Source organism: Levilactobacillus senmaizukei DSM 21775 = NBRC 103853, assembly GCF_001592085.1.
Lineage (GTDB): Bacteria > Bacillota > Bacilli > Lactobacillales > Lactobacillaceae > Levilactobacillus > Levilactobacillus senmaizukei.
This window is the reverse complement of sequence record NZ_BCWD01000008.1, coordinates 63,223-84,629: the sequence shown is the minus strand read 5'-3', so window position 1 is coordinate 84,629 and position 21,407 is coordinate 63,223. Positions and strand designations below refer to the sequence as shown.

Sequence of the window (21,407 nt, the reverse complement as noted above, 5' to 3'; positions counted from 1 at the left end):
GTTTCCCATGAGTATGACCCGCAGACAAAAAGACAGTCAAGCATCGGTACTAGACCAACGCTTGACTATCTTTTTAAATGATTGACTATTAATAAATATTCAATTGGACCAATGACTACAATACCGCCTCATTTTCCTCATTTAACTGGTCACAGTCAACAATAAGCTGACAGACCTCTTTCTCTGGCGGTAACTTCATGGAATACTTTCGGCCATACTCAATCATCGTGTGATGAGCCTGATGTAATTCCGCGGCCGGTAGTACACCCACGATCTTCGTTTCTACCTGTAACGGCGTGGCCGCCTGGGACACAAAGTGAAGTCGCTTGGAAATCGCTGAGACGTGGGTGTCCACGGCAAAGGTCGCCTGTCCAAAAACATCACTCAACACCACATTGGCTGTCTTACGGCCGGCACCCGGTAAGGCCATAATGCCCTTACGGTCAGTTGGTACGACGTCATTAAGATCCTCATGAACGATTCGCGCGGTCTTGATGATATTCCTGGCCTTGTTATGAAATAAACCGACGCTCTTAATAATCGTTTCAACGTCACCAACCTCGGCGACCATCAGATCTTGAGGATTGGGGTACCGAGTAAATAAAGTTGGCGTGACCTTATTGACGGAAACGTCGGTTGCCTGGGCACTTAGGATAACGGAAATTAAAAATTGAAACGGCGTCCTGGCATCTAATGAAGACCCAACCGGCCCGATATCGTCCTCCATTTGATGAATGGCCCAAACAATCTGTTTGTCTGTTAACATGCTTGCCCAACTCCCTTTTTCCATTCCGATTCATTAACTTTATCTTACCGCAAAACGGGACGTTGGCCTAGCATTGGTCGATTACTCAATCACAGCAAATTTTTGACGATCTAAACCACCAGCAACGATGATCATGATCGCTACACTGGCCTTAAGTTACCGCATATTCCCAAGTTTCTGTGGCCCGCTTACCCAACGGTGAAGCCCGCGCCGTGGCCACCAAATTTATGGAAGACACCGTTATGCTCCTGAATGCCACGAATATAGGTTCGGTTGCCCACTCGCTTCACGTGTTCTCTCATGAAAGCCACGGTTCCATCCGAATCATAGTAAACCGCGTAGTGAATATCCGCCGGGTCTTTACGTTTCTTCAACTGTTTCAATTTGTGACGATACTTTTTATTTAACTTATTAATCTTGCCTACTAACTGCTTAGCTTGATGAATCGTATAGACGGTGCCTTGTTCCCGACTAATTGTTTTTTTGAGGTTCTTAAGCAGCTTCAACTTATGATCAATAACCGCCCGCCAGGCTAACGACAACCCCTTACCGTTCAAGGTGGCAGCCTTTAGCGCCCGCTTGTCAGCCTTAATCGTGGTGCTTTTCTCGATCCGTACCCCCGAATTCCTGGCGGCCATGACGGTTGTCGACGAACCAATCAGTCCAAACACAACGGCCAGAATGATAAGTCCTCCAGCAACCCAGTGGGCCATATTGGATTGTGTCATATTATTTCCTCCTAATTGCCAAAGTCACTTCTTTAGCAGATGTAGATGCCACACGATCACGTCTTTAATGCTTAAACCATAGCATCTCCAACGCGCGCTGACAAGTCACCAATCACGGTATTAAAGCATTTGTCATCATTGGTCTGACAACCGTCCTTCATTCAGACCGGGAAAAAAACACCGCATCGATTGAACTGGTCCGATTCGATAAATAAATAACCTTGTCTGGGCTATTTAGATAAAACTAACTCGTTGGCAGCCACCAATTCCAAATAAAAAGCCTTCAATGACTGAAGGCTTTTACCATCCATTTAATGCCTTGTCCAACCATCAAGATTGGGCCGAAGACGAGCAACAATAGAGAATACCAAAGGTGCACAACAAAAATATAGATTGGATTTAAAATTTCGTCAGTACTCTGGGTTGTGTCAGACATATAAGACCAGGGGTTAGCCGTCACCCCATTGGGTGTCCAACGTCGGTCCTTATGGTTGGCGTTCAAGTCGCGTTGATGAAGGTCCAACGCCCGCGTCTTAAAAGACCGAAGATCCGGATCGGTTTTCTTGAACATTCTAATATAATGCTGCCTAAGGAATGGATAGCAAGCAATCCAGCTCAAGACGACCCAAGCCGTAAATGGTGAAGGGTTAATGGTCCAGTAATTTCCCCGGTGAACCAAGTTCGATGTCAGTAAAATCATGACTGCTAAGAGACCATAGCTTAAGTGCTTTAAGTACTGCCAGTACCGCAATTGTTTAAGGCCCATGCTGGTCACCATCCTTTATGCCAATAATAGATTCTAGGTTGAAGCCATTATACACCCTCACAATGCTCGGATGATCACGTAAACTCGGGCAGTCGGCTTATTAACAAGGGTTCTTACTTAATGAATTATGACGAAACTGTGAGCAACAACTTATGATTTTTCTAAAGGCGCCAAGAAACGGTTAAGCCTTGCGAGAAATGTCCTCGTAAGGCTAATAATGCGGTATTCTATAAACATGTTAATCAGAAGAACTCATCGCTACCATCAACGGAGGTGATCACATGCGTTGGGAACCCTTAATCATTATCACCTTAATGGCCAGTGTCGCTGGCCTCTTCATTCTCGCCACCGGGCGTCGTCACCGTTGGGCAGGCATCATCGTGCTAACCTACTTAACAGGTTTAGCTGTGATTTTATTTACCCCCTTGTCCTTCTCAGGCACGGGCGTCTACATCATGCCACCTGGCATGGGACGCGTTAATTTGACGCATTTCGACCTATTCAACTTAGGCTTTGCCGAAAACATTGCCTTAACATTACCCATCGGTTTAGCGCTGAAATGGCTGGCACCAAAATTATCGCTCTTAGGCGTTGGGGCCTTCGGTCTCTTCGTGGGAAGTGGAATTGAAACGCTCCAGTATATTCTCTCCAACCACTGGCTAATCAACCGAAGCAGCGACATCAATGATGTCTTAGCCAACGCACTAGGCATCCTTATCGGCGGCATGATGGTCGCCATCTACCTGCGGTTGTCTAACAAACAACACACCCGGCAACGAGTCCTAGCTTAATAAAAAATCCCTTCACCAGTGAAAATTGGTGAAGGGATTTTTCATTAATCATCGATTTCGTTACGGCTAAGCGCCTTCGTCTTACGAAAAACGAACCACTTACTGAAGAAGTAGTTTGCCAGAACAACCACGACTTGGTCGACTAATTTCGTTAACATTTCATTTTGTTGAAGCAGTGATACTCCAATCCACATGATGCCGGCATCCATCACTAACGTTGCCGCCCGCACCGAGAAGAATGAAACAACTTCCTTAGTCAGTGCACTCATGGTCGTGAAGTGAGAATGGAAGACCCAGACCCGATTGGTCAGGTACGCGAATAGCACCGAAACAAACCATGCCATGGCATTGCCGACCTGGTAGTTCCAGCCCCATAAGGTTGCCGTTAAGTAAAAGACGACGATATTGATCACGGTGGTCAGGCCACCGAAGACCAGATAAGCGAGAACATCTTGATATTTTTGAAAAAGTTGGCGTAATTGTGTCATGAAAAAATCCTCCCCGAATTGCCTCTACCAATATTCGTTATAAAGGACTTTATGCCGTGACGCAAGGGAGTCCCCCGATTTAATAGAAAAAGTTAAAGGTTCGATCGCTAGGTGCCGAAACGTTGACGTTTATTGGTGTGTCATAATTAGCAGTTGCTGCTATGTTGCCAATTTAGGTTGTTTGGTTGTCTAAAGTTAAAGTAAAAAAATTATTGTAACCACTATTTGACCATTGAAAAACACCTTCCAGCCAACCTAATGGTAAGAAGGTGTTCTATTTAGCCTTTTAATCGTGCTTGAACCATCTTAATCATCTGACTGTTCAACAGCCAGTAGACCAAGACAATTTGCAGTGGCGTGACAATCAATTGTTTGATAACCCGTGCTGGTAATAGGCTCCAGAATGGCGTGTGATACATGATGGTCACCCACCACGTATTCAGGATGGCATTGACAACCACCGCGATAACCACCGAGGCCAGGATCACCCGCACCCAGGTTACCGGCTTACCATACAGGAACAACGCGTAAGTCAACGATCCCAGGACCGCCGAAACCGTGAAGCCAACGAAGTACGGCCCACCAGAAATCAGCGTACCGACAACATCGACAACCACCGCAGTCATCATGCCCCACCACGGTCCATACCATTTGGCAATCAGCGCAACAATCAAAAAGGTAAAACTAACCTTGATCAGGTTGCTACCAACCGAGAAACGGCTAAGGACCAACTGTAGGGCCATTAACATGCCTAAAGTAACCATACTTAACGTGTCTAGCTTGGGTAGCCAGGTATTTGTCATCGTCTTCAATTAAGACATCTCCTAAGGGAGTTGCCACATCGCTGCGGCCAATGCGGAAATAGAATCGCGGGTCCCAGCCCTTCGTCCGACGTTCACATTGCGTTCCGTCAGCACTTTACGCTCTATTTCCTACTCCGTAAATTTTAATTACAGGAGACATCATAACATATCGATAACCCGTGTGCACGAGTTATGCCCGGTCAAAGTCCTTCATCCACGCGAGCGCTAAGGCCTTCTCCCCAAGGTGAGTCCCAATAACGGGACCAAAATACGACTGTTCTACCGGAATTTCTGGATATTGCGTGGCAATCTTATCCGCCCAGGTCTTCCCACCCTCAGGGTCGTTGGCATTAATCACCAGCGCCCGTAATGGATAGTCGACTTGTGCTTGGGCCTCGACAAATAAGTCTTCTACCCGTGCCAAAGCCTTCTTACGGGAACGAACCTTCTCAAAGGCCACAATCTCATGGGTATCATCATCAAATGTAAGCAGTGGCTTAATCCGCAAGACACTCCCGATAAATGCCGAAGCATTCGATAATCGCCCACCACGGACCAGGTTTTGCAAATCGTCGACGACAAAATACTCCCCAATCGTGGACCGTAAGTCATCTAAGCGCGCAATGATTTCTTCTGGTTCAGCACCCCTGTCAGCCATACGCGAGGCCTCAATCGCCAAGTAACCCATCAATTTAACGGTAATTTGGCTATCGTAAGGAATTACTTTAATATTTTCGATGGTTGGCGCAATGTTCTTCAGCTGATTCACAAAACCAGAAATGGTGCTAGCCAGGTGAATACTGATAACCGCGTCATAACCTTCGTCCGCCAATTCATTATATAAGTTAATCATTTCGCCCAATGGCGGCTGGGAAGTACTTGGAAATGACTTGGAATTTCTTAACCGATCGTAGAATTCACTGGTCGTAATATCAACATCTTCATCATAGGAGCGACCATCAATGATCACCGGGATAGGAACAACGTGAATGTGATACCGCTCAACCTCTTCTGCGGACAAATAGCTGGTACTATCGGTGACCACAGCAATCTTCATTCTTACACCTACTTTATCTTTTCATTCATCTACCCAGAATAACATAAAACACCCCTGACGACTAGGAATTACCTGCCTCTTAACAGAGACTTAAAAGCCGCGCCACAACAGTCTTTCTCTGCGAAAGCGGCTCCATTCCCGGTTCATTCAGGGATGTTGGGATACCAAACACTAAAAATAATTTCAGAAATAAATAATCCGATTAACCTTCAGGCTTTTTCAACACCCGATGCCGATCAAAACTTTTATCCAAACGATTCAATGAAATCTGCAATAAATTGCGTTCATCCGTGGACCAATGCTCAAATACATCGTCCGATAGGCTCTCAAATGCCGCGTGGATCCGTTCAGCAGTTTCCGTGCCATCATTGGTTATTGTATATAGCAATTGGCGTTTGTCTCGGCCCACGGCCTCTTTCGTCACCATCGACTTAGCTAACAAGCCCTTCAACTGCCGACTCAGTGTTGAGGTATCTAACTTGGTGTTCTGAGCGAGAATCTCCTGCGTATTTTCTCCACTAGCGATGTGATCAAGCAGCTGCCATTCAGAAACGGTCAGGTGATATTGCTTAGTCATGCGCTGGAGCAACGTTTGTTGCACCTTGTTAATGGAAATTAGCGCTGAAAGACTGGATTTCATGGTTCCTCACTCCTTTTAATTGTATTGTACAACGATACCGTTGCCACTCACAAGCGTTAATTTAATAAATTTATCAATATGCGGCCACCTAAATTGATAGTTCTTCTTTGCACTTCCGGTGCAGGCCCGGTATACTTGATCTTGTGTTGCCTTTTCGACTCATGTATTTAAAAATTTTAACAAGAAAGGTGTTGTTTCACGATGTCCTTTGATGGTTCTTTCACCCACGCTATGGTTCAAGAACTCAACCAATCATTAGCTACCGGTCGCGTTAGTAAAATTAACCAACCCTATGCCAACGAAGTTGTTCTGACCATTCGGGCCAACAGCCACAATTATCCCATTCTTCTTTCGGCCAATCCCACCTACGCGCGGATTCAAGTGACGCAGATTCCTTACGTGAATCCACCCGTTCCCACAAACTTTACAATGATTCTACGAAAATATCTGCAAGGGGCCATTCTAAAAGAAGTCACCCAATCCGCTAACGATCGCGTGGTGCACCTACACTTTACCTCCCGTAATGAATTGGGCGACCAACAAGAGTTACTCTTAATCATTGAAATCATGGCTCGTCACAGCAACGTCATCCTGGTGGACAGTGCAACGGACAAGATTCTCGATGCCATTAAACACGTTGGTTCCGATCAGAACCGCTATCGTTTATTGCTTCCCGGCGCCCAGTACATCACGCCCCCCAAGCAGGACTTGGATGATCCCTTCCAGGGGCCTCGTGACGATCTCGCTCAAACTATTCGTGACTTTCCAAATGAAGAAGTTCTGGCTACGACCCTGCAGCATCAATACCAAGGTCTAGGCAAGGACACGGCGGCGGCACTGGCTGCCATCCTGCACAAATCCGGAACAGCCACCGATCTCTTCACCAAATTCTTTGCTGGCTTCAATCAACCGACACCAACCTTGGAAATTTCTCCCAAGAACAAAACTAGCTTTACAGCCTTCCCTTATCCAACGGAAGGCACCCAGGAGTCGGCCGAAACACTCAGCGCCCTCTTGGACCATTACTACCAAGATAAGGCCGAGCGTGACCGGGTTCAGCAACAGGGTAGCGTGCTGATTCGAGTGGTTCGCAATGAACTCAAGAAGAATCGCACCAAGCTAAAGAAGCTACAGCGTACCCTGGCCGAAACCGAAAACGCCGATGACTATCGGATTAAAGGCGAGGTCCTGACGACCTACCTTCATCAGGTCAATCGTGGCGATACCGAAGTGTCGTTGCCGAACTTCTACGACAATAACGCGCTCATTAAGATTGCTCTATCCAATCAACTCTCGCCCAATCAGAACGCACAGAAATACTTCAAGCGTTATCAGAAAGCTAAGAACGCGGTCATTTACGTCAATGAACAGCTTAAGATCACCCAGGCTGACGTCGACTATTTCAGTAACATCATGGCGCAAATCGAGCTGGCAGCGCCTAAGGACTTGGTCGACATTCGCCTAGAACTCCAACAGGGTGGCTACCTACGTGACCACGATCACCAAAAGAAGGCCAAGAAACAAAAACGGCAAAAGGTTAGCAAGCCCGATCAGTTCACGGCGACCGATGGTACCAAAATCTCCGTGGGTAAGAATAACTTGCAAAACGACCAATTAAGCCTGCATACCGCCAAGCGCACGGATATTTGGTTACACGTTAAGGATATGCCCGGATCTCACGTCATCATTCACGACGAGAATCCGAGTGAAGCCACCATTCTAGAAGCAGCACAGTTAGCCGCTTACTTCTCTAAGGGTCGTGAATCCAGCAATGTTCCCGTCGATTACGTTCCCGTCAAACGGCTCCGTAAACCCAATGGGGCTAAACCTGGTTTCGTGATCTTTACCGGCCAACGGACCGTTTACGTGACGCCCGATAGTGATGTGGTCGAACGGCTTCAAAACTAAATCGTTCTAGTTATACTAAAGCCTCGCATTCATAATCAGAATGCGAGGCTTTATTTTATCGTTAAATTGTTCGATTGATAATTTGATCAAGCTCGGCGGTATCGCTTAAGTTGGTCAGGGTCAGAGCCTCACTCGAACCAAAGGCGATCGTCGCCCCAACCTCCTGATCAGTGCTTCCCGGTCGGTTCAAAACGTGCAGTTGCCGGAACGGGAAGGCGGCATTCATTAACGCCACGCGTTGGCTATTCAGGTCGATATTGACCGCCGTCAATTCGGCATCATCCAACGTCCCAATATGTTGCCGGGTTAACATCCGGACCCAGTTGACGCCTGTGACCTTGCTAAGGAAGGCCATTTCGGTTAACCGGGTTGGCCGGACACCCACGACCGCTAATTGCTTGGACTGGGCATTCTTGGGCGCAAAGAGCACCTGAACCATCCCCGTCAGCTGTCGCTCACTAACCGCCTGCTTGGCTTGTTCAACCAGGTTCAGTCGTTTAGCCTTGGGTAGCTCAGCAGGCATCCTGAAGGCCGTGACCTGGGAAAGTTTCTTATTCATTCCGGGAGCAATCAGGTCCATCACGCCAACCGCAACCTTCTGATCGCCGTTAACAAACAGGCTAACCCCAATTGTCGCCGACTCAGGCAGTGGTTCCCCGGTCTCTTGATCAGGTGGCAAGACGTGTAGATTAAGCGATAATTTTCCCAACTCCCGTGCTAGGAAGTGCCGGTTACCGGGAACAATCACGATGTCCGGTTGTTCCACTTGAATGACATTCAGGACATCCCCCAATTGGATGGGATCGACATATTGCTTATCCGAGAACTCCGGGGCAATACCAATCGCGTTCGGATTGGTATTCATCAGAATGGTATGGTAACCTGCCCGCTTTAATTGCTTCAACATTTCCGTGGTGAAATACTCTGCGGCCGAATTAGGACCCAACTGATTCCCACCACGTCCCAACACCAGCGCCGTACGATCGCCGAGCGGATGACTTTCATTTTCATATTCAAATGTACTGTAGTACCCACTGGTATCCTCATCAAATTCGCCGGCAGTTGGTTCAACCATCTTATAGGTGGGCATAATATCGGCACTCGCGGACAACTTACGAATAGCTGCCGTATCCGTCTGCCAGATCCGAGCAATCATTCCGTCCCCGAAGCCGTAATACCGACCGGCCCGTAACGTGGCCACGTCCATTGGGTTCGCCTGGATCTGCTTTTCGATTTCCAACAAATGCTGGAGCTTCACAAAGTAGAAATTGTCGATCTTGGTTAATTCGCTTAGCTCAGCCGGTGAGTAACCGCGCCGCAGGGCTTCAATTAATACCAGAATCCGATTGGCTAATGGGTGGATCAGCTGGCGAATCATTTCGCCATCGGTTAGATTGCTGACGCTAGGTAAGACATCACGTGGTGAGAACTGTGAACTCCGGACGGCCTTTAACATGGCCTCCTCCACCGAACGGCCCAGGCCAACCGTGGACCCCACGGCCTTCATGACCGTGTCCAAATGCTGATCAGCATCCGGCACCTGTTGGAACGGCCAAATGGGAATTCGGACGCTGACGTGGTCCACCGTCGGTTCGATAACTGCCGTCTGCTTCACGTAACGACTAGGTAACTTCACGTCGACCAATCGTTGTCCCAGCAACAAGCTCCCCACCACTAGTGCGACGGGATAACCGGTCGTTCGAGCGGCCAAGGCCACTCCCCGCGTAAAGTATGGCGCCACCTTGGTGATATAAAAGCGTTGATCGGCTGGATTGAGGGCAAAGTTCAAGTGTAGCACCCCCACAATCCCCAGTTCCGAGGCAATTCTAAACGTGGCGTCCCGAAGATTTTGGTATTCCCGGTCATTGAGTGTTTGCGTTGGCGCCACCAAAATGGAATCGCCGGAGTGAATCCCAATCGGGTCAACATTCTCTAACCCACTAATCAGAATTTTAGTGTCGGCAACGTCACGAATGGCCACCATTTCAATTTCTTTAAACCCAACCACACTGTGTTCCAACGTACATTGGTCAAATCGAGACTGCTGGAAGCCCTGATTCAATGCCGTAATCATCTCATCAACATTCTCACAGATCATCCGGTTAGTATCCAGCCGTGGGGCGACCGGCTTGACAATCAGTGGAAAGCCGATACTCTCGGCCAGGCCCATCGCCTCATCGGTCGTTTCAACAATCTTAGCCTCAATGACCGGCTCATGAATTTCCTTCAATGTGGCATTCAGTGCCGCGGGGTTGTTCACTTGGTTCATAGTAGACGAAGGCATCCCCAACAGTCTGATTCCTAGCCGCCGCATATCGCCATTCTCAATGAGCTCCTGGGCAATCCGAATTCCCACTAGTCCACCCAAAATGGGAATAATGGCGTCCGGCTGGTCCTTTTCCAAGATATGTCGAACATTCTCGGTCGTCACCGCTTGGATATACATGTTGGTCGGCTGAATCTCTTCGAGTGCAACCGAAAACGGATTATTATCGATGATTGAGGTTCGAATCCCCTGCTTCTTCAATCGTGTAATAATCTGGACGGTGGCGCTATCCAGCTCGGTTTCATGCCCAATCTCGGTCGGACCGCTCCCAATGATGAGAACCTTCTGTAGGTCGTTTAAGTTCTGCAAACCTATCCCTCCCGTGCTGTCATGGCTTCCATAAATTCGTCAAATAAATCGCGACTTTCATGAGGACCGGGGGCCCCGTCGGTAAAGAATTGCACCGAAAACGCCGGATAATCCCGGTGACGGAGTCCCTGAACGGTCCCATTAATCAGGTCGACATAGGTGGTAATCAGTCGATCGCGGTCAATGGTCTTATCATCCACCGCGTATCCCTGACCCTGGGCCGCATAAATAATATCATTCGTAATGATGCGGCGGATGGGATGGCTACTCCCATGGTATTCGACCGGTAATGGTCGTAGACTCGCCCCATTAGCCAAGGCAAAGAGCTCGTGCCCTAAGCCAATTGCAAAGAGGGGAATCTCCGCCTGCACGGTCCGAATCATTTCTAGCACGCCGTCTCCCAGATCTAATGGCGAACCGGGACCGGTCGACAAAAGCACCCCATCTGGATCCAGGTTCAACACGTCTTGGGCACTGGCCGTCCACGGTAGAACCGTGACGTTACACCGACGTTCCGACAACTGCCGTAAAATCCCATGCTTCAAGCCAAAATCAATGACGACCACGTTCTTCCCGGTATCCGGGTTCGGATAAGGCTTCGGGGTGGCCACCTGGTCGACCTGACGATTCGTCAACACCGTGGCATTCAGTTGGTCAAACGCGTGGGCGTCGGCCACATCCACAATGCTTCCCTTCACTGGGCCATCCATATGCCGCAGCTTTCGAATTAAGTGGCGCGTGTCAATACCACTAATTCCGGGAATATTATGTTGCTGGAGAAACTCATCCAACGATAATCGTGAGAGCCGGTTGGTCGAAATGTTTGTGACATCGCGGACCACCATTCCCTTGGCTGTGGGCAAAATGGACTCGTAACTATCATGGTTAATCCCCACGTTACCAATTGCTGGCTGTGAAAAGATAAGTATTTGATTATGATAAATTTGGTTAGTAATAATCTCTTGATAACCCAAAAGATTTAAATTGGTGATGACTTCACCACTCGTCGTCGCGCCAGCACCAAATCCCTCACCGGCGTATGCCGAGCCGTCTTCTAAAATTAAATAGCGTTTTGCCATGAAAAATCGGCCCCTTTACCAGTTAGTCCTATGCCTGTTGGATTTCGACAGCGTCACGGTCATCGATCTCACTAACGGAGACCCGAATCCGTTCATGCTGGGAACTGGGAATGTTTTTGCCCACGAAGTCGGCACGAATTGGTAATTCGCGATGTCCACGGTCAACTAGAACCGCCAAGTTAATACTCTTAGGCCGGCCTAAATCCATGATGGCACTCATCGCTGCTCGAATAGTCCGTCCGGTATACAGGACGTCGTCGACCAGAATAACCTTCTTGCCCTCCACCGAGAAATCAATGTTGGCGGCAGTGACTTCCGGGTCGGCGGAATTGCCATCGTGTTCAATATCGTCACGATACGGGGTAATATCTAAATCGCCCACCGGTACCGTCACATTCTCCAATTGCTGAAGGCGGCTAGCAATGCGCCGTGCTAAATAAACGCCTCGAGTTTTAATACCGAGGATAACGAGGTCATCGACCCCTTTATTTCGCTCAATGATTTCGTAAGTAATTCGGGTTAACGCCCGCTGCATGGCCATTGCGTCCACAACTACCTTTGCCATCTGTGTTTCCTCCTTCAAGTTCTGGGAACCGGCAGGTGCAGGAAACGGGCGGGATTCTTCCGTAGGTGATGAAGTCCCCGCCCGCCTGTTTTAACCGGCAAACCCGTTTTGTTGGTTATATTTTAGCATAAAAAGTCTAAATTTCCTGATCAATCGGTAGGCCTGCCTGTTGCCGCAATCGCTTAACAACGGCGGCAAAGTTAGCTGGCACCGGCGTACTGAACGCTAGTTCCTCGCCTGTGGTGGGTTGCTTGAAGCCTAGGGTCTTGGCGTGCAAGTACTGCCCGTCACCCTTCAACGTCTTCTTAGGCCCGTATAAGGGGTCCCCGGCGACCGGATGATTGATGTAAGCCATGTGCACCCGAATCTGATGGGTCCGGCCGGTTTCCAGGCGACAGGCAATCAGTGAGTAGTCGCCATAGCGTTCAAGAACCCGGAAATGGGTCACCGCAGGCCGCCCGTCGGCAACAACCGCCTGTTTCTTACGGTCCTTGGGTGATCGCCCCAGAGGCGCCTTGATAATCCCGGTTTCTTCCTTAAAGTTACCGTGAACGATCGCCACATACTCCCGCAGATTAGTTTTCGCCTGCAATTGGGCAGATAGGCTCTGATGTGCCTGGTCGTTCTTGGCAACCATTAACAATCCCGAGGTATCCTTATCAATTCGGTGAACGATTCCCGGCCGCAACTCTCCATTAATTTCCGAGAGTGGGCTGTGGTAGAGCAAGGCATTCACCAGGGTATGGTTGGGATGACCCGGTGCGGGATGAACAACCATTCCCTGGGGCTTATTCACCACAATAACGTCGTTGTCTTCATAGACAATGTCTAGGGGAATATTCTCGGGTTCCAGGTCAATCGGTTCTGGATCGGGCAAACTAATCGCCACCTGCGCGCCAACATTCGCCTTAAACTTTGGCTTTACCGTCTGACCATCCACCGTAATTTGGCCCGCCTCGATGGCCGCCTTGGCCTGGGACCGTGAGATAGTTTTCTCTGTATCTGCAACTAATTTATCAAGTCGTTCTGCGGCCGTTACCGTAAACGCCATGTCTTGTGTCATTTTTGGTCCTCCCGTCGATCAGCTATAAACACCCCGATGGCAATCGCCACAACACCTAGGGTTAAACAGCTGTCCGCAAAATTAAAAATTGGAAAATTAATGAAATCAAGTTGGAACATATCGACCACGTAGCCCTGAAGCAGTCGGTCAATGAAGTTCCCAATCGTGCCAGCCATCATTAGCGCCAGCCCCAATTCTTCCAGCCAGTGGTCGCGATTCGACCGGTATTGCCAGAAGAAATAGCCCATGATTCCTAACGCGGCAATCGCAATAACCGCGAAGAACCACATCTGGCCTTGTAAGATGCTCCATGCCGCTCCGTCGTTACGCAGATGGGTCAGCGATAAGAACCCCGGGATCAAGACGTGCTGACCCCCTAAGGCAATATTCGCCACCACGGCGTGCTTAATGAATTGGTCAATGACCACGAGTACGATGATTAAGATTGTATCGACAATCAGCATAAATTAGGGAACACCTTTCCTATAAGTCGTTGTTAAAAAGTATACCAGAAAATCAGAACAACCGGGCATTGACGCCCGATAAATTTCGATAAATCAAAGGCAAACTGGGGATCTTCCGCGTCATTTGCCAGCTACTCATCCCCGGGAACCCGAATTCAGACAGTCCATCAAAGAAAATAAGAAACCCATGACATGGCAAGGCTTATCCAAGTTTTTATTAATTAGCCTCATCGGTCAGGCTCCTTATACGTTGTCACTCATCGGTTAACGACGTGTAGATCCTCCTCGAGCATACCGATCCTAATGCCAAAACTCTTCAAACTTGACCTAATTGTGGTATTGACTAAACCAAGCCATCCAATGGGCCACTCCCTAATCAGCTCACAAAAAAAGCTGGAACCTACGCTCCAGCCTCGTGCTTCAAATCAGTTTAAAATAATCCGGTAATTTTACCATCGGCATCGATATCCATATCAAGTGCCGCCGGATGCTTCGGCAATCCTGGCATTGTCAAGACGTTACCCGTCAAGGCAACGACAAAGCCAGCACCCAATCGTGGCGAAAGCTCTCGCACGTTAATCGTGAAGTCACTCGGTGCCCCCAACGCATGCGGATCATCTGTCAGTGAATACTGGGTCTTCGCCATGCAGACGGGCAACTTATCCCACCCATACTTGGCAAAGGTCTTCAGCTGACGTTGCGCCTTCGCCGACAGTTCAACCCGCGCACCACCGTAAATTTTCTGAGTAATCGTCGTCATTTGCGTCATCAGGTCGGTTCCTGCCGGATTCAATCGGTGGAAATCCTTGGGCTGCTGGGTTGCAGCCACCACCTTAGCGGCCAGGTCGCTGGCACCGGCCCCACCATCGGCCCACACCGTCGTCGGAGCCACGGCAACCCCGAGCTCTGTGACGACCTTGGTTAAAGCCGCCACTTCGGCATCTGTGTCGCTCGTGAACCGATTGATAGCCACCACGACGGGAACACCATATTGTTGCATGCTGGCAATGTGGCGTTTCAAGTTAACGCTACCTTGTTTTAGCGCCGCAACGTTCTCATTGGTCAGGTCGGCGCGCTTCACGCCACCGTTGTACTTAAGGGCCCGCACAGTCGCCACCACAACCACAGCATCCGGCGTCTTGCCCAAGACCGGCGTCTTAATATCCATAAATTTTTCACCACCGAGGTCGGCACCGAAGCCAGCCTCCGTCACGCAATAGTCGCCCAGTTGCAACGCCGTTTGCGTAGCCAGCACGGAGTTACAGCCATGGGCGATGTTGGCAAACGGGCCACCATGAATAATTGCCGGGTTGTGTTCCAACGTCTGGACTAAGTTGGGTTTAATGGCATCTTTCAATAACAGCGTAATCGCGCCACCAACCTTCAAGTCACCAACGGTCACGGGTTCGCGATCATAGTTATAGCCGATTAAAATGCGGTTAACCCGTTCCTTCAGGTCACTAAGGTCTTCACTGAGACACAGGACTGCCATCAATTCGCTGGCCACTGTGATGTCAAAACCATCCTGACGGGGCACCCCAGAGGTCCGGCCACCAAGTCCGATGACCGTCTGCCGTAACTCACGGTCATTAATATCAAGGACCCGTTTCCAGACAATCTGCCGAGGGTCCAAGTTTAGGGCGTTCCCTTGATGAATATGATTATCAATCAAAGCTGCTAGCGTATCGTGGGCCTCCGTCAGGGCGTGCATGTCCCCCGTAAAGTGGAGGTTGATGTCTTCCATCGGCACCACCTGAGCGTAGCCACCCCCGGTGGCACCACCCTTCATCCCCATAACGGGGCCCATTGAGGGTTCCCGTAAGGCCAGGACGGTTGAGTGTCCCGCTTGGTTCATGGCATCTCCCAGGCCGACCACGACCGTGGACTTCCCCTCACCGGCTGGCGTCGGATTAATCGACGTCACCAGCACTAATTTGCCACTGGTCTTGGGATTCTTCAGGGGCAAGGTAATCTTCGCCTTCGTATGACCATACGGTTCAATCTGATCGGGTGTTAAGCCCACCTTAGCCGCAATCTTTTCGATGGGTTCTAGCGTTGTTTGTTGTGAAATTTCAATATCGTTCAAGCTTTTTCCTCCTCAATCCCGGTGGCCTCACTGATCAATCCGGCAAGTTCAATCGCCGAATTACGCGGCAACAGGAACTGGTAAATCTTGCCTTGCGCAACGAGCCCTAACCGGTAGCGGCTCAGATGGACACTACTGATTTGCTTCAGGGGAATGACCAGGTGCCGATGATTCAAGACGGTGCTGACCGTCAGGACACCCTTAACCATCGTGATATTTCTGAAATGAATCTCGATCCAACACAGTAGTGCAAAGGCCACAAAAAAGCCCAGCGTGTACCAGTTAAAATGAGTGATTTCCAGCCAGAAGATGGCCCCCATCATCAAAACAATCAAGGTCCAACTCCAATTGATCACGGAACTCAGTGGATTGGGTTGATATAAAAAACGTCGTTCTTGGGTTATCATTAACTACAACACCTCATCAATAGATTGGAGTGATTCTTGTGTATACCTTGTATACCGATGCCGCCACCCAGCCCCAAACAGGCCTCAGTGCCGGCGGAATCCTAATTATTCATGACCATCACCAGACTCAGCTCAAGGTTCCCCTGACTGCGACAACCAACCACACCGCAGAATTTGAGGTAGCCCGCCTGGGCTTTGAACACTTGACCCGCTTGGTGGGTGATGATACGGCTACAACTACCATTTTATTCTATACCGATAGTCAGATTGTCAGTGACAGTTTGACCAAACATTATGCAAAACATTACCAGTTGTGGGTGGACGATCTGTTGGCCGCCCAGGCACCCTTTCAGCTGGTCCTAACGCAATGGGTTCCCGAGAAACAGAATCAGGGCGCCCACACTCTAGCCAATCAGGCCCTTCATTCCGCCGAAGAAGACAAATAAGTCGTCAATGGCTTCTCGTACTCACTCCAGTCGGGTTCGCCGCCATACAGCGCGGATCCGGCCAACCGCCGCCCAATCTCTGGCCCAGTGGTCAAGCCGGAGGAGCCTAGACCAGAGGCCACCAGTAACTTTTCGTGTTCCGGCACCGGTCCGAAGAATGGCGCAAAGTCGGACGTGTAGGCACGAGTGCCAACCCGCATCCCGGTAATGCTCTCCGGTGTCAAACCGCTCACCAGGCGCTGGGCACTGGCAAGGAGATCGGCCTTAACCGCGGGATCACGGCTCAAGTCAAATTTTCCGCCGTCTTCATGAGTGGCGCCGACGATTAATTTACCATGCCCAAATGGAATAAAGTCCCGTTCGCCTTCCGGCATCAACACCGGCATCTGTTCCTGTAATGGATAATCCTTGACGGCCAGCTCGATGAGTTGGCCTTTTTGTGGTCGCACATCAGCGGTAATGCCTACCGGCGCTAAGACTTCTTTCAACCACGCCCCAACGGTCACGATGACCCGGTCAAACCGTTTTGGACCCATGGAAGTCACCACATCCCCGCTGGTGGTCAACGTGACCCGTTCGCGTTTGATGCTTAAATTAACCTCACTTGCACGTTGCAATAAACCTTGAACCAAGGCTGGGCCATCGACACGGGCCCCGCCACTAATCAGAACGCCTGGTTGGGGCGCCGTCAACATGGGCAACTGAGCCTGTATCTCTTTAGCCGAGAGCACCCGAACGTCCCCCATAGTGGGCGCCGTTTGTCGCCGTTCTTGGGCCAGGTGAGCGAGCACCTCAAGATCTACCGCAGCTTCACGGGTCACGATAGTTCCGGTCTGTTGATACACTTCCGTCCCCAAGTGAGCATCGTGAATCAACTCAGGATATAACGCAGCCCCCGCCTTGGCTAACCGATACCACCGCTGATTCCGGCGCTTCGATAACCAGGGTGAGATAATGCCCGCTGCCGCACTGGTTGCTTGGCCAACCCCATCGTCAAACAGGGTCACCTTAACCTGTTGCGCACCTGGTAACTGACTCAGATAAAAAGCAGCCGTGGCCCCCACAATGCCGCCACCAATAATTGCAATTCTCTTTTGCATCCTTATCTTGCCTCCTGACCCATTCATGACCAAACTTACTGAGACCATTTTAGCATATCTCTTGCTTGCCACCACAATGTTAGCGCACGAAAAAAACGGCGACCCACCGCAGGTCGCCGCTAATTGTTTAGTTAGTTAAAAACCTTGAATAACACATCGTCGGCCAAGTGGTCCTTGTTACCGGCAGGCGTCTCGATTGAACCAAAGTCCATTTGGGCCCGCAACCGCCAGCTAGCTGGAATATCAAAGGCTGCCCGCACGTCATCGTCAATCAGTGGATTGTAGTGTTGAAGGTTAGCACCTACCCCATTTTCGGCCAAGGCGGTCCAAACCGCGTACTGGGCATTCCCTTGAGCCTGTTCAGACCAATCCTGAAAGTTCGCCGCATACAGCGGGAAGTTCTTTTCAAATTCCGCCACCGTCTTGGTCTCGGTGAAGTAAAGAATTGTGCCGAAGGCCGCCTTGAACGCTTTCACCTTGGCACTGGTCCTCGCAAAGGCGGCCTCATCGGGAACCTCACTCTTCAACCGGTTGATCACGATATCCCAAAGTTTCTCATGGGAAGCGCCGTACAAAATGACGGCTCGCGTTGTTTGATTGTTAAAGGCCGAGGGTGCCTGTTTGATGGTGTCCTTAATCAAAGTCGTTAATTCATCCTGGGTGAAAGAAAGATTTCGGCCCAAGTCGTAGATGGTCCGACGTTGTTTGGCTAGGTCTAATAAGTTGTTTTTCATCATTAATTTCCTCATTTCTCATGCCAGGTGACCGAATGTTTCGTCACCGGCGTTAATTGACACGGTAGATTAAGTCTATCACTTACTTTTTGGAAGTAAAGTAATTACCCCACTATGCCTCGGGATTTTCCGCGGAGGCCGCCGGCGAGACCAAGAGTCGTTCACAAATTGCCAACACGGTCGGCCGCGAGAGAACCCCCTGGGGTTGCGTGACGATCCCAATTAAGAAGGTCCAGACACTAGCTGCCTGGTACGGCAACGTTACCCGACCATGGGCCGTATTGACCAGGTTAATCACGGTCACCAGTCCCTGTGGCAGCGTGAGCGCCCCTTGAAGATAAAAGGCCATGGCGAACGGTTGATCTTGACGAAAGGCCAAAAAGTTCTGGACCATCCGGTGGAACATGGCGTTAGCATCGTTAGACACCAAAACACCCTCCTGTAAGGCCGCCTGAACCTCTTCGGCTACCGTAACGTGTAATTGAGCCAGTAAGGCTTGCTTATCCGGATAATGCCGGTAAACGGCCGCCGGCGTCACGCCTAGGTCGCGGGCAATCTGGCGCAGCGAGAGCTGGCCAACCCCCTGTTGGCCCAATTGTTGCCGCGCCTGCTGCGCGATTGCGGCCGCTAAATTTTGACGATGATACGGTGGTTGTGCCATCCAGCCCACCTCCTTCACTCCATGTTAACACTGATTACATTCGATGTAAACGGTGTTAACATGAGCTGATTAGCGGTTACTGGGAACTTTTTCAGCATTCTTCGGTGCCCTGGCCTATAATTAAAGACAACTTCACAAAAGAAAAGAGTGGCAACATGAAAAATCGTCTCTCCTTGGCACGACTCGGCCTTCAGTTTGCTGGCTTTTGGTTATTGTGGCTGATGACCCAAGCCCTGCTAAACGCGCCCATCAAACGACACCTAACCGGCTGGTCACAAGAACTGGCTCTCGATGCGATCAAGTTGATCATCTGGTTGGGGGCCGCCTGGTGGTTCATCCACCGGGCTGGTGACCATACCCTCGCCATCGGCAATCGCCTGCAGTGGCGACCTACTTGGCAATTTGCCGCCGGTTATCTGGTCTGGGGGCTGGTCATCATCTACCTGATCGGTCAATTCTGGTTGGCCCATCACGGCCTGCAAATCAGTCCAAAATTCATCCCCGAATACTGGGGCCGCTATTTCCTGGTTGTCGGGATCACTGAAGAATTTCTCTTCCGGGGCTATTTCCTTAATGCTCTGCGTAAACGATTCAGCTTCGGGCCCGCCAATGTCATCCAGGCCCTGGCCTTCGCCAGCATGCACATTCCCCGTTACCTCACCATCGTTCCCACAATGAGTCCGGTGGCCTGGGTCACGAACCTGGTCACCGTCGCCGTGTTAGGTCTCCTATTCGGCTGGCTGTACGAGCGTAGTCACTCCCTCTGGCCTGGCATCATCATTCACATGACCTGGGATATTCTGGTTACATTATTTGCGTAAATGAAAACGTGAGTCCATCGTCCTTGCCGACGAGAGACTCACGTTTTTTTATGGGTTTAAGGATTTAAATTGACCGGTGTCCGCGGTCAGATCGCCGTTCCATTCTCCACTGACAACGACGGGGATTTCCCGATTGAATACTCTAAGCATCGCCGGCAACCCTGTCGCGGTGTTTTCCGGCGTCAGGTTGTTCAGGGGTAGCCAGTGAATAGCGCCTTCTTCGCTAGCCTTTAACTGACCGGTAAATTGATTCCCCCGATAAAGGAGTCCTAATTTACGACACCCGGCGGCGGTGTCGAACCATTCGCAGGTTCCGCTAAAGGTAACGGCCGCCAATCGTAACCCCGTTTCCTCGTACACCTCACGAATGGCCGCGGCCGCGCAGCTTTCACCGACTTCAACGTGGCCACCAGGAAAACTATGACCAGCCTTCCAGGGAACGTTGCGCTTATCCTCTACTAAAACCAAGTTGGTCGTGGGATCAGTTACTAAGACCATCGTCACCAACTCTACCGGTTGCGTGCGTGCCATGGCTATTCCTCCTCAAATTGCGAAACTAACTTCATTCTAGCAAGCGGCAGTCCGTCCTGTAAAGCGCCACAAAAAAAGACGGCTCACTGGCCGCCATTATTTCTGTCTATGCTTCGCGATCATCGCGATTATTTTTTGTCATCAATGAATCTACGCCGTAGCAAACCAATGCCAGCGCTGCGAAACCCAGTGGGAATAATGCCCAGAAGACCGACTTCATCAGAACTAACACGAGTCCTAAAAAGATGACGGCTAAAACAACTAAAACACTCAAAACCATTTTGTCGTTTTTCATTTTTGCTCCCCCCAAGCTAATTGATTAAATTGTGGCCCCTAACCACAGTTTTAGAATATCAGGTTCATGGCCATTCAGCAATCATTCCGAACAACCTTAATAAAGTCACTATAATTACCAATCGTCCGGCTGAAACGAATCCTTATGGTTCGTTAACCAGTCCGCGTGAACCTTACAACGTCACCCGCTAGTGGCGTAGTAGTTTTTTAACCGCATGGGGAATCATTCGCCGAATCCCGCCGGTGGGATCGGGAACATCTCCTTCATAACGTGGAATCAAGTGAACATGCGCGTGCATCACCGTCTGCCCGGCCGCGGCATCTACATTAACGCCAATGTTGAAGCCGGCGGGATGATAACGCTCAATTAACAAGTCACGGGCGTCAAACAGGAGGTGGTCCATGGCTACCCGCGTGGCCGCGGGTACCTCAAAATACGTGGCGTAGTGGGCCTTGGGTACCACCAACAGATGTCCCTTGCGCACCGGGTGTACGTCCCAGAAAGCCTTGGCCAGGTCATTCTCCAGGATAATATCGGTCTTTTGACAGAAAATACAGTTAGCTTCCTGCATGG

Annotated in this window: 24 protein-coding genes and 1 riboswitch; of the genes, 4 read left to right on the top strand and 20 right to left on the bottom strand. The window is 49.9% G+C overall.

From position 1 onward, the window contains the following. Positions 1-115: 115 nt before the first annotated feature. The 3 genes from LSE01S_RS04700 to LSE01S_RS04690 form a co-directional block, all read right to left on the bottom strand. Complete coding sequence (locus LSE01S_RS04700; RefSeq protein WP_061776473.1) at positions 116-766, bottom strand: endonuclease III domain-containing protein; 651 nt, start codon at positions 764-766, stop codon at positions 116-118. Between the two features lie 188 nt (positions 767-954). Then, on the bottom strand, positions 955-1,494 hold the full coding sequence (locus LSE01S_RS04695; RefSeq protein ID WP_061776472.1) for a hypothetical protein: 540 nt from the start codon (positions 1,492-1,494) through the stop codon (positions 955-957). Positions 1,495-1,777: 283 nt separating this feature from the next. Further along, on the bottom strand, positions 1,778-2,260 hold the full coding sequence (locus LSE01S_RS04690; RefSeq protein ID WP_061776471.1) for a hypothetical protein: 483 nt from the start codon (positions 2,258-2,260) through the stop codon (positions 1,778-1,780). Between the two features lie 281 nt (positions 2,261-2,541). On the opposite strand from LSE01S_RS04690, the gene LSE01S_RS04685 reads away from it, so the two are divergent. Further along, positions 2,542-3,051: a VanZ family protein gene (locus tag LSE01S_RS04685; RefSeq protein ID WP_061776470.1), complete on the top strand. Its 510-nt coding sequence runs from the start codon at positions 2,542-2,544 to the stop codon at positions 3,049-3,051. Between the two features lie 44 nt (positions 3,052-3,095). On the opposite strand, the gene LSE01S_RS04680 is transcribed toward LSE01S_RS04685, so the two are convergent. The 4 genes from LSE01S_RS04680 to LSE01S_RS04665 form a co-directional block, all read right to left on the bottom strand. Next, entirely contained in the window at positions 3,096-3,539 is a 444-nt protein-coding gene (locus LSE01S_RS04680; protein ID WP_061776469.1) for a GtrA family protein, read from the bottom strand. 278 nt (positions 3,540-3,817) lie between these two features. Next, positions 3,818-4,342, bottom strand: coding sequence for a folate family ECF transporter S component (locus LSE01S_RS04675; RefSeq protein ID WP_061776485.1), 525 nt, complete (start codon positions 4,340-4,342; stop codon positions 3,818-3,820). A 42-nt stretch (positions 4,343-4,384) separates the two neighbouring features. Beyond that, a riboswitch (THF riboswitch) is annotated at positions 4,385-4,481 on the bottom strand. A 51-nt stretch (positions 4,482-4,532) separates the two neighbouring features. Beyond that, positions 4,533-5,399 (bottom strand): DegV family protein, encoded by an 867-nt coding sequence (locus LSE01S_RS04670; protein WP_061776468.1) that lies wholly within the window; start codon positions 5,397-5,399, stop codon positions 4,533-4,535. 202 nt (positions 5,400-5,601) lie between these two features. Beyond that, on the bottom strand, positions 5,602-6,039 hold the full coding sequence (locus tag LSE01S_RS04665; protein ID WP_061776467.1) for a MarR family winged helix-turn-helix transcriptional regulator: 438 nt from the start codon (positions 6,037-6,039) through the stop codon (positions 5,602-5,604). Between the two features lie 201 nt (positions 6,040-6,240). Here LSE01S_RS04665 and LSE01S_RS04660 point away from each other — a divergent pair, with 201 nt between their 5' ends. Continuing rightward, a complete protein-coding gene (locus LSE01S_RS04660; protein ID WP_061776466.1) occupies positions 6,241-7,947 on the top strand; it encodes an NFACT RNA binding domain-containing protein in 1,707 nt (568 codons plus the stop codon). 61 nt (positions 7,948-8,008) lie between these two features. Here LSE01S_RS04660 and LSE01S_RS04655 read toward each other — a convergent pair whose 3' ends face one another. The 7 genes from LSE01S_RS04655 to LSE01S_RS04625 form a co-directional block, all read right to left on the bottom strand. Next, on the bottom strand, positions 8,009-10,582 hold the full coding sequence (locus LSE01S_RS04655) for a carbamoyl phosphate synthase preATP-grasp domain-containing protein (protein ID WP_061776465.1): 2,574 nt from the start codon (positions 10,580-10,582) through the stop codon (positions 8,009-8,011). A 2-nt stretch (positions 10,583-10,584) separates the two neighbouring features. After that, positions 10,585-11,661: a carbamoyl phosphate synthase small subunit gene (locus tag LSE01S_RS04650; RefSeq protein WP_061776464.1), complete on the bottom strand. Its 1,077-nt coding sequence runs from the start codon at positions 11,659-11,661 to the stop codon at positions 10,585-10,587. Positions 11,662-11,689: 28 nt separating this feature from the next. After that, a complete protein-coding gene (pyrR, locus tag LSE01S_RS04645; RefSeq protein ID WP_061776463.1) occupies positions 11,690-12,226 on the bottom strand; it encodes a bifunctional pyr operon transcriptional regulator/uracil phosphoribosyltransferase PyrR in 537 nt (178 codons plus the stop codon). Positions 12,227-12,362: 136 nt separating this feature from the next. After that, positions 12,363-13,289, bottom strand: a complete 927-nt coding sequence (locus LSE01S_RS04640) for an RluA family pseudouridine synthase (protein ID WP_061776462.1) — start codon at positions 13,287-13,289, stop codon at positions 12,363-12,365. Further along, positions 13,286-13,753 (bottom strand): signal peptidase II, encoded by a 468-nt coding sequence (gene lspA, locus LSE01S_RS04635; RefSeq protein ID WP_061776461.1) that lies wholly within the window; start codon positions 13,751-13,753, stop codon positions 13,286-13,288. The genes LSE01S_RS04640 and lspA overlap by 4 nt, the downstream gene beginning before the upstream one ends. Positions 13,754-14,183: 430 nt before the next feature. Next, complete coding sequence (locus tag LSE01S_RS04630; RefSeq protein WP_061776460.1) at positions 14,184-15,839, bottom strand: formate--tetrahydrofolate ligase; 1,656 nt, start codon at positions 15,837-15,839, stop codon at positions 14,184-14,186. Then, the gene (locus tag LSE01S_RS04625) at positions 15,836-16,246 is read right to left on the bottom strand and encodes an EbsA family protein (protein ID WP_061776459.1); all 411 of its coding nucleotides are present in this window, start codon (positions 16,244-16,246) and stop codon (positions 15,836-15,838) included. The genes LSE01S_RS04630 and LSE01S_RS04625 overlap by 4 nt, the downstream gene beginning before the upstream one ends. A 38-nt stretch (positions 16,247-16,284) precedes the next feature. On the opposite strand from LSE01S_RS04625, the gene LSE01S_RS04620 reads away from it, so the two are divergent. Continuing rightward, entirely contained in the window at positions 16,285-16,692 is a 408-nt protein-coding gene (locus LSE01S_RS04620) for a ribonuclease HI family protein (protein WP_061776458.1), read from the top strand. Here the strand turns inward: LSE01S_RS04620 and LSE01S_RS04615 are convergent. The 3 genes from LSE01S_RS04615 to LSE01S_RS04605 all read right to left on the bottom strand — a co-directional run bounded on the left by LSE01S_RS04615 (position 16,668) and on the right by LSE01S_RS04605 (position 19,187). Continuing rightward, positions 16,668-17,792, bottom strand: coding sequence for an NAD(P)/FAD-dependent oxidoreductase (locus LSE01S_RS04615; protein ID WP_061776457.1), 1,125 nt, complete (start codon positions 17,790-17,792; stop codon positions 16,668-16,670). The two genes, LSE01S_RS04620 and LSE01S_RS04615, sit on opposite strands and share 25 nt — an antisense overlap. Before the next feature lie 131 nt (positions 17,793-17,923). Next, positions 17,924-18,526: a nitroreductase family protein gene (locus LSE01S_RS04610; RefSeq protein ID WP_061776484.1), complete on the bottom strand. Its 603-nt coding sequence runs from the start codon at positions 18,524-18,526 to the stop codon at positions 17,924-17,926. Positions 18,527-18,638: 112 nt separating this feature from the next. Further along, a complete protein-coding gene (locus LSE01S_RS04605) occupies positions 18,639-19,187 on the bottom strand; it encodes a TetR/AcrR family transcriptional regulator (RefSeq protein ID WP_061776456.1) in 549 nt (182 codons plus the stop codon). Between the two features lie 155 nt (positions 19,188-19,342). On the opposite strand from LSE01S_RS04605, the gene LSE01S_RS04600 reads away from it, so the two are divergent. Further along, positions 19,343-20,008 (top strand): CPBP family intramembrane glutamic endopeptidase, encoded by a 666-nt coding sequence (locus tag LSE01S_RS04600; RefSeq protein WP_061776455.1) that lies wholly within the window; start codon positions 19,343-19,345, stop codon positions 20,006-20,008. Positions 20,009-20,056: 48 nt separating this feature from the next. Here the strand turns inward: LSE01S_RS04600 and LSE01S_RS04595 are convergent, their stop codons facing one another. The 3 genes from LSE01S_RS04595 to LSE01S_RS04585 form a co-directional block, all read right to left on the bottom strand. Next, the gene (locus LSE01S_RS04595; protein WP_061776454.1) at positions 20,057-20,539 is read right to left on the bottom strand and encodes an 8-oxo-dGTP diphosphatase; all 483 of its coding nucleotides are present in this window, start codon (positions 20,537-20,539) and stop codon (positions 20,057-20,059) included. A gap of 106 nt (positions 20,540-20,645) precedes the next feature. After that, a complete protein-coding gene (locus LSE01S_RS04590; RefSeq protein ID WP_061776453.1) occupies positions 20,646-20,834 on the bottom strand; it encodes a hypothetical protein in 189 nt (62 codons plus the stop codon). 187 nt (positions 20,835-21,021) lie between these two features. Continuing rightward, positions 21,022-21,405, bottom strand: a complete 384-nt coding sequence (locus tag LSE01S_RS04585) for an HIT family protein (RefSeq protein WP_061776452.1) — start codon at positions 21,403-21,405, stop codon at positions 21,022-21,024. Positions 21,406-21,407: the final 2 nt, after the last annotated feature.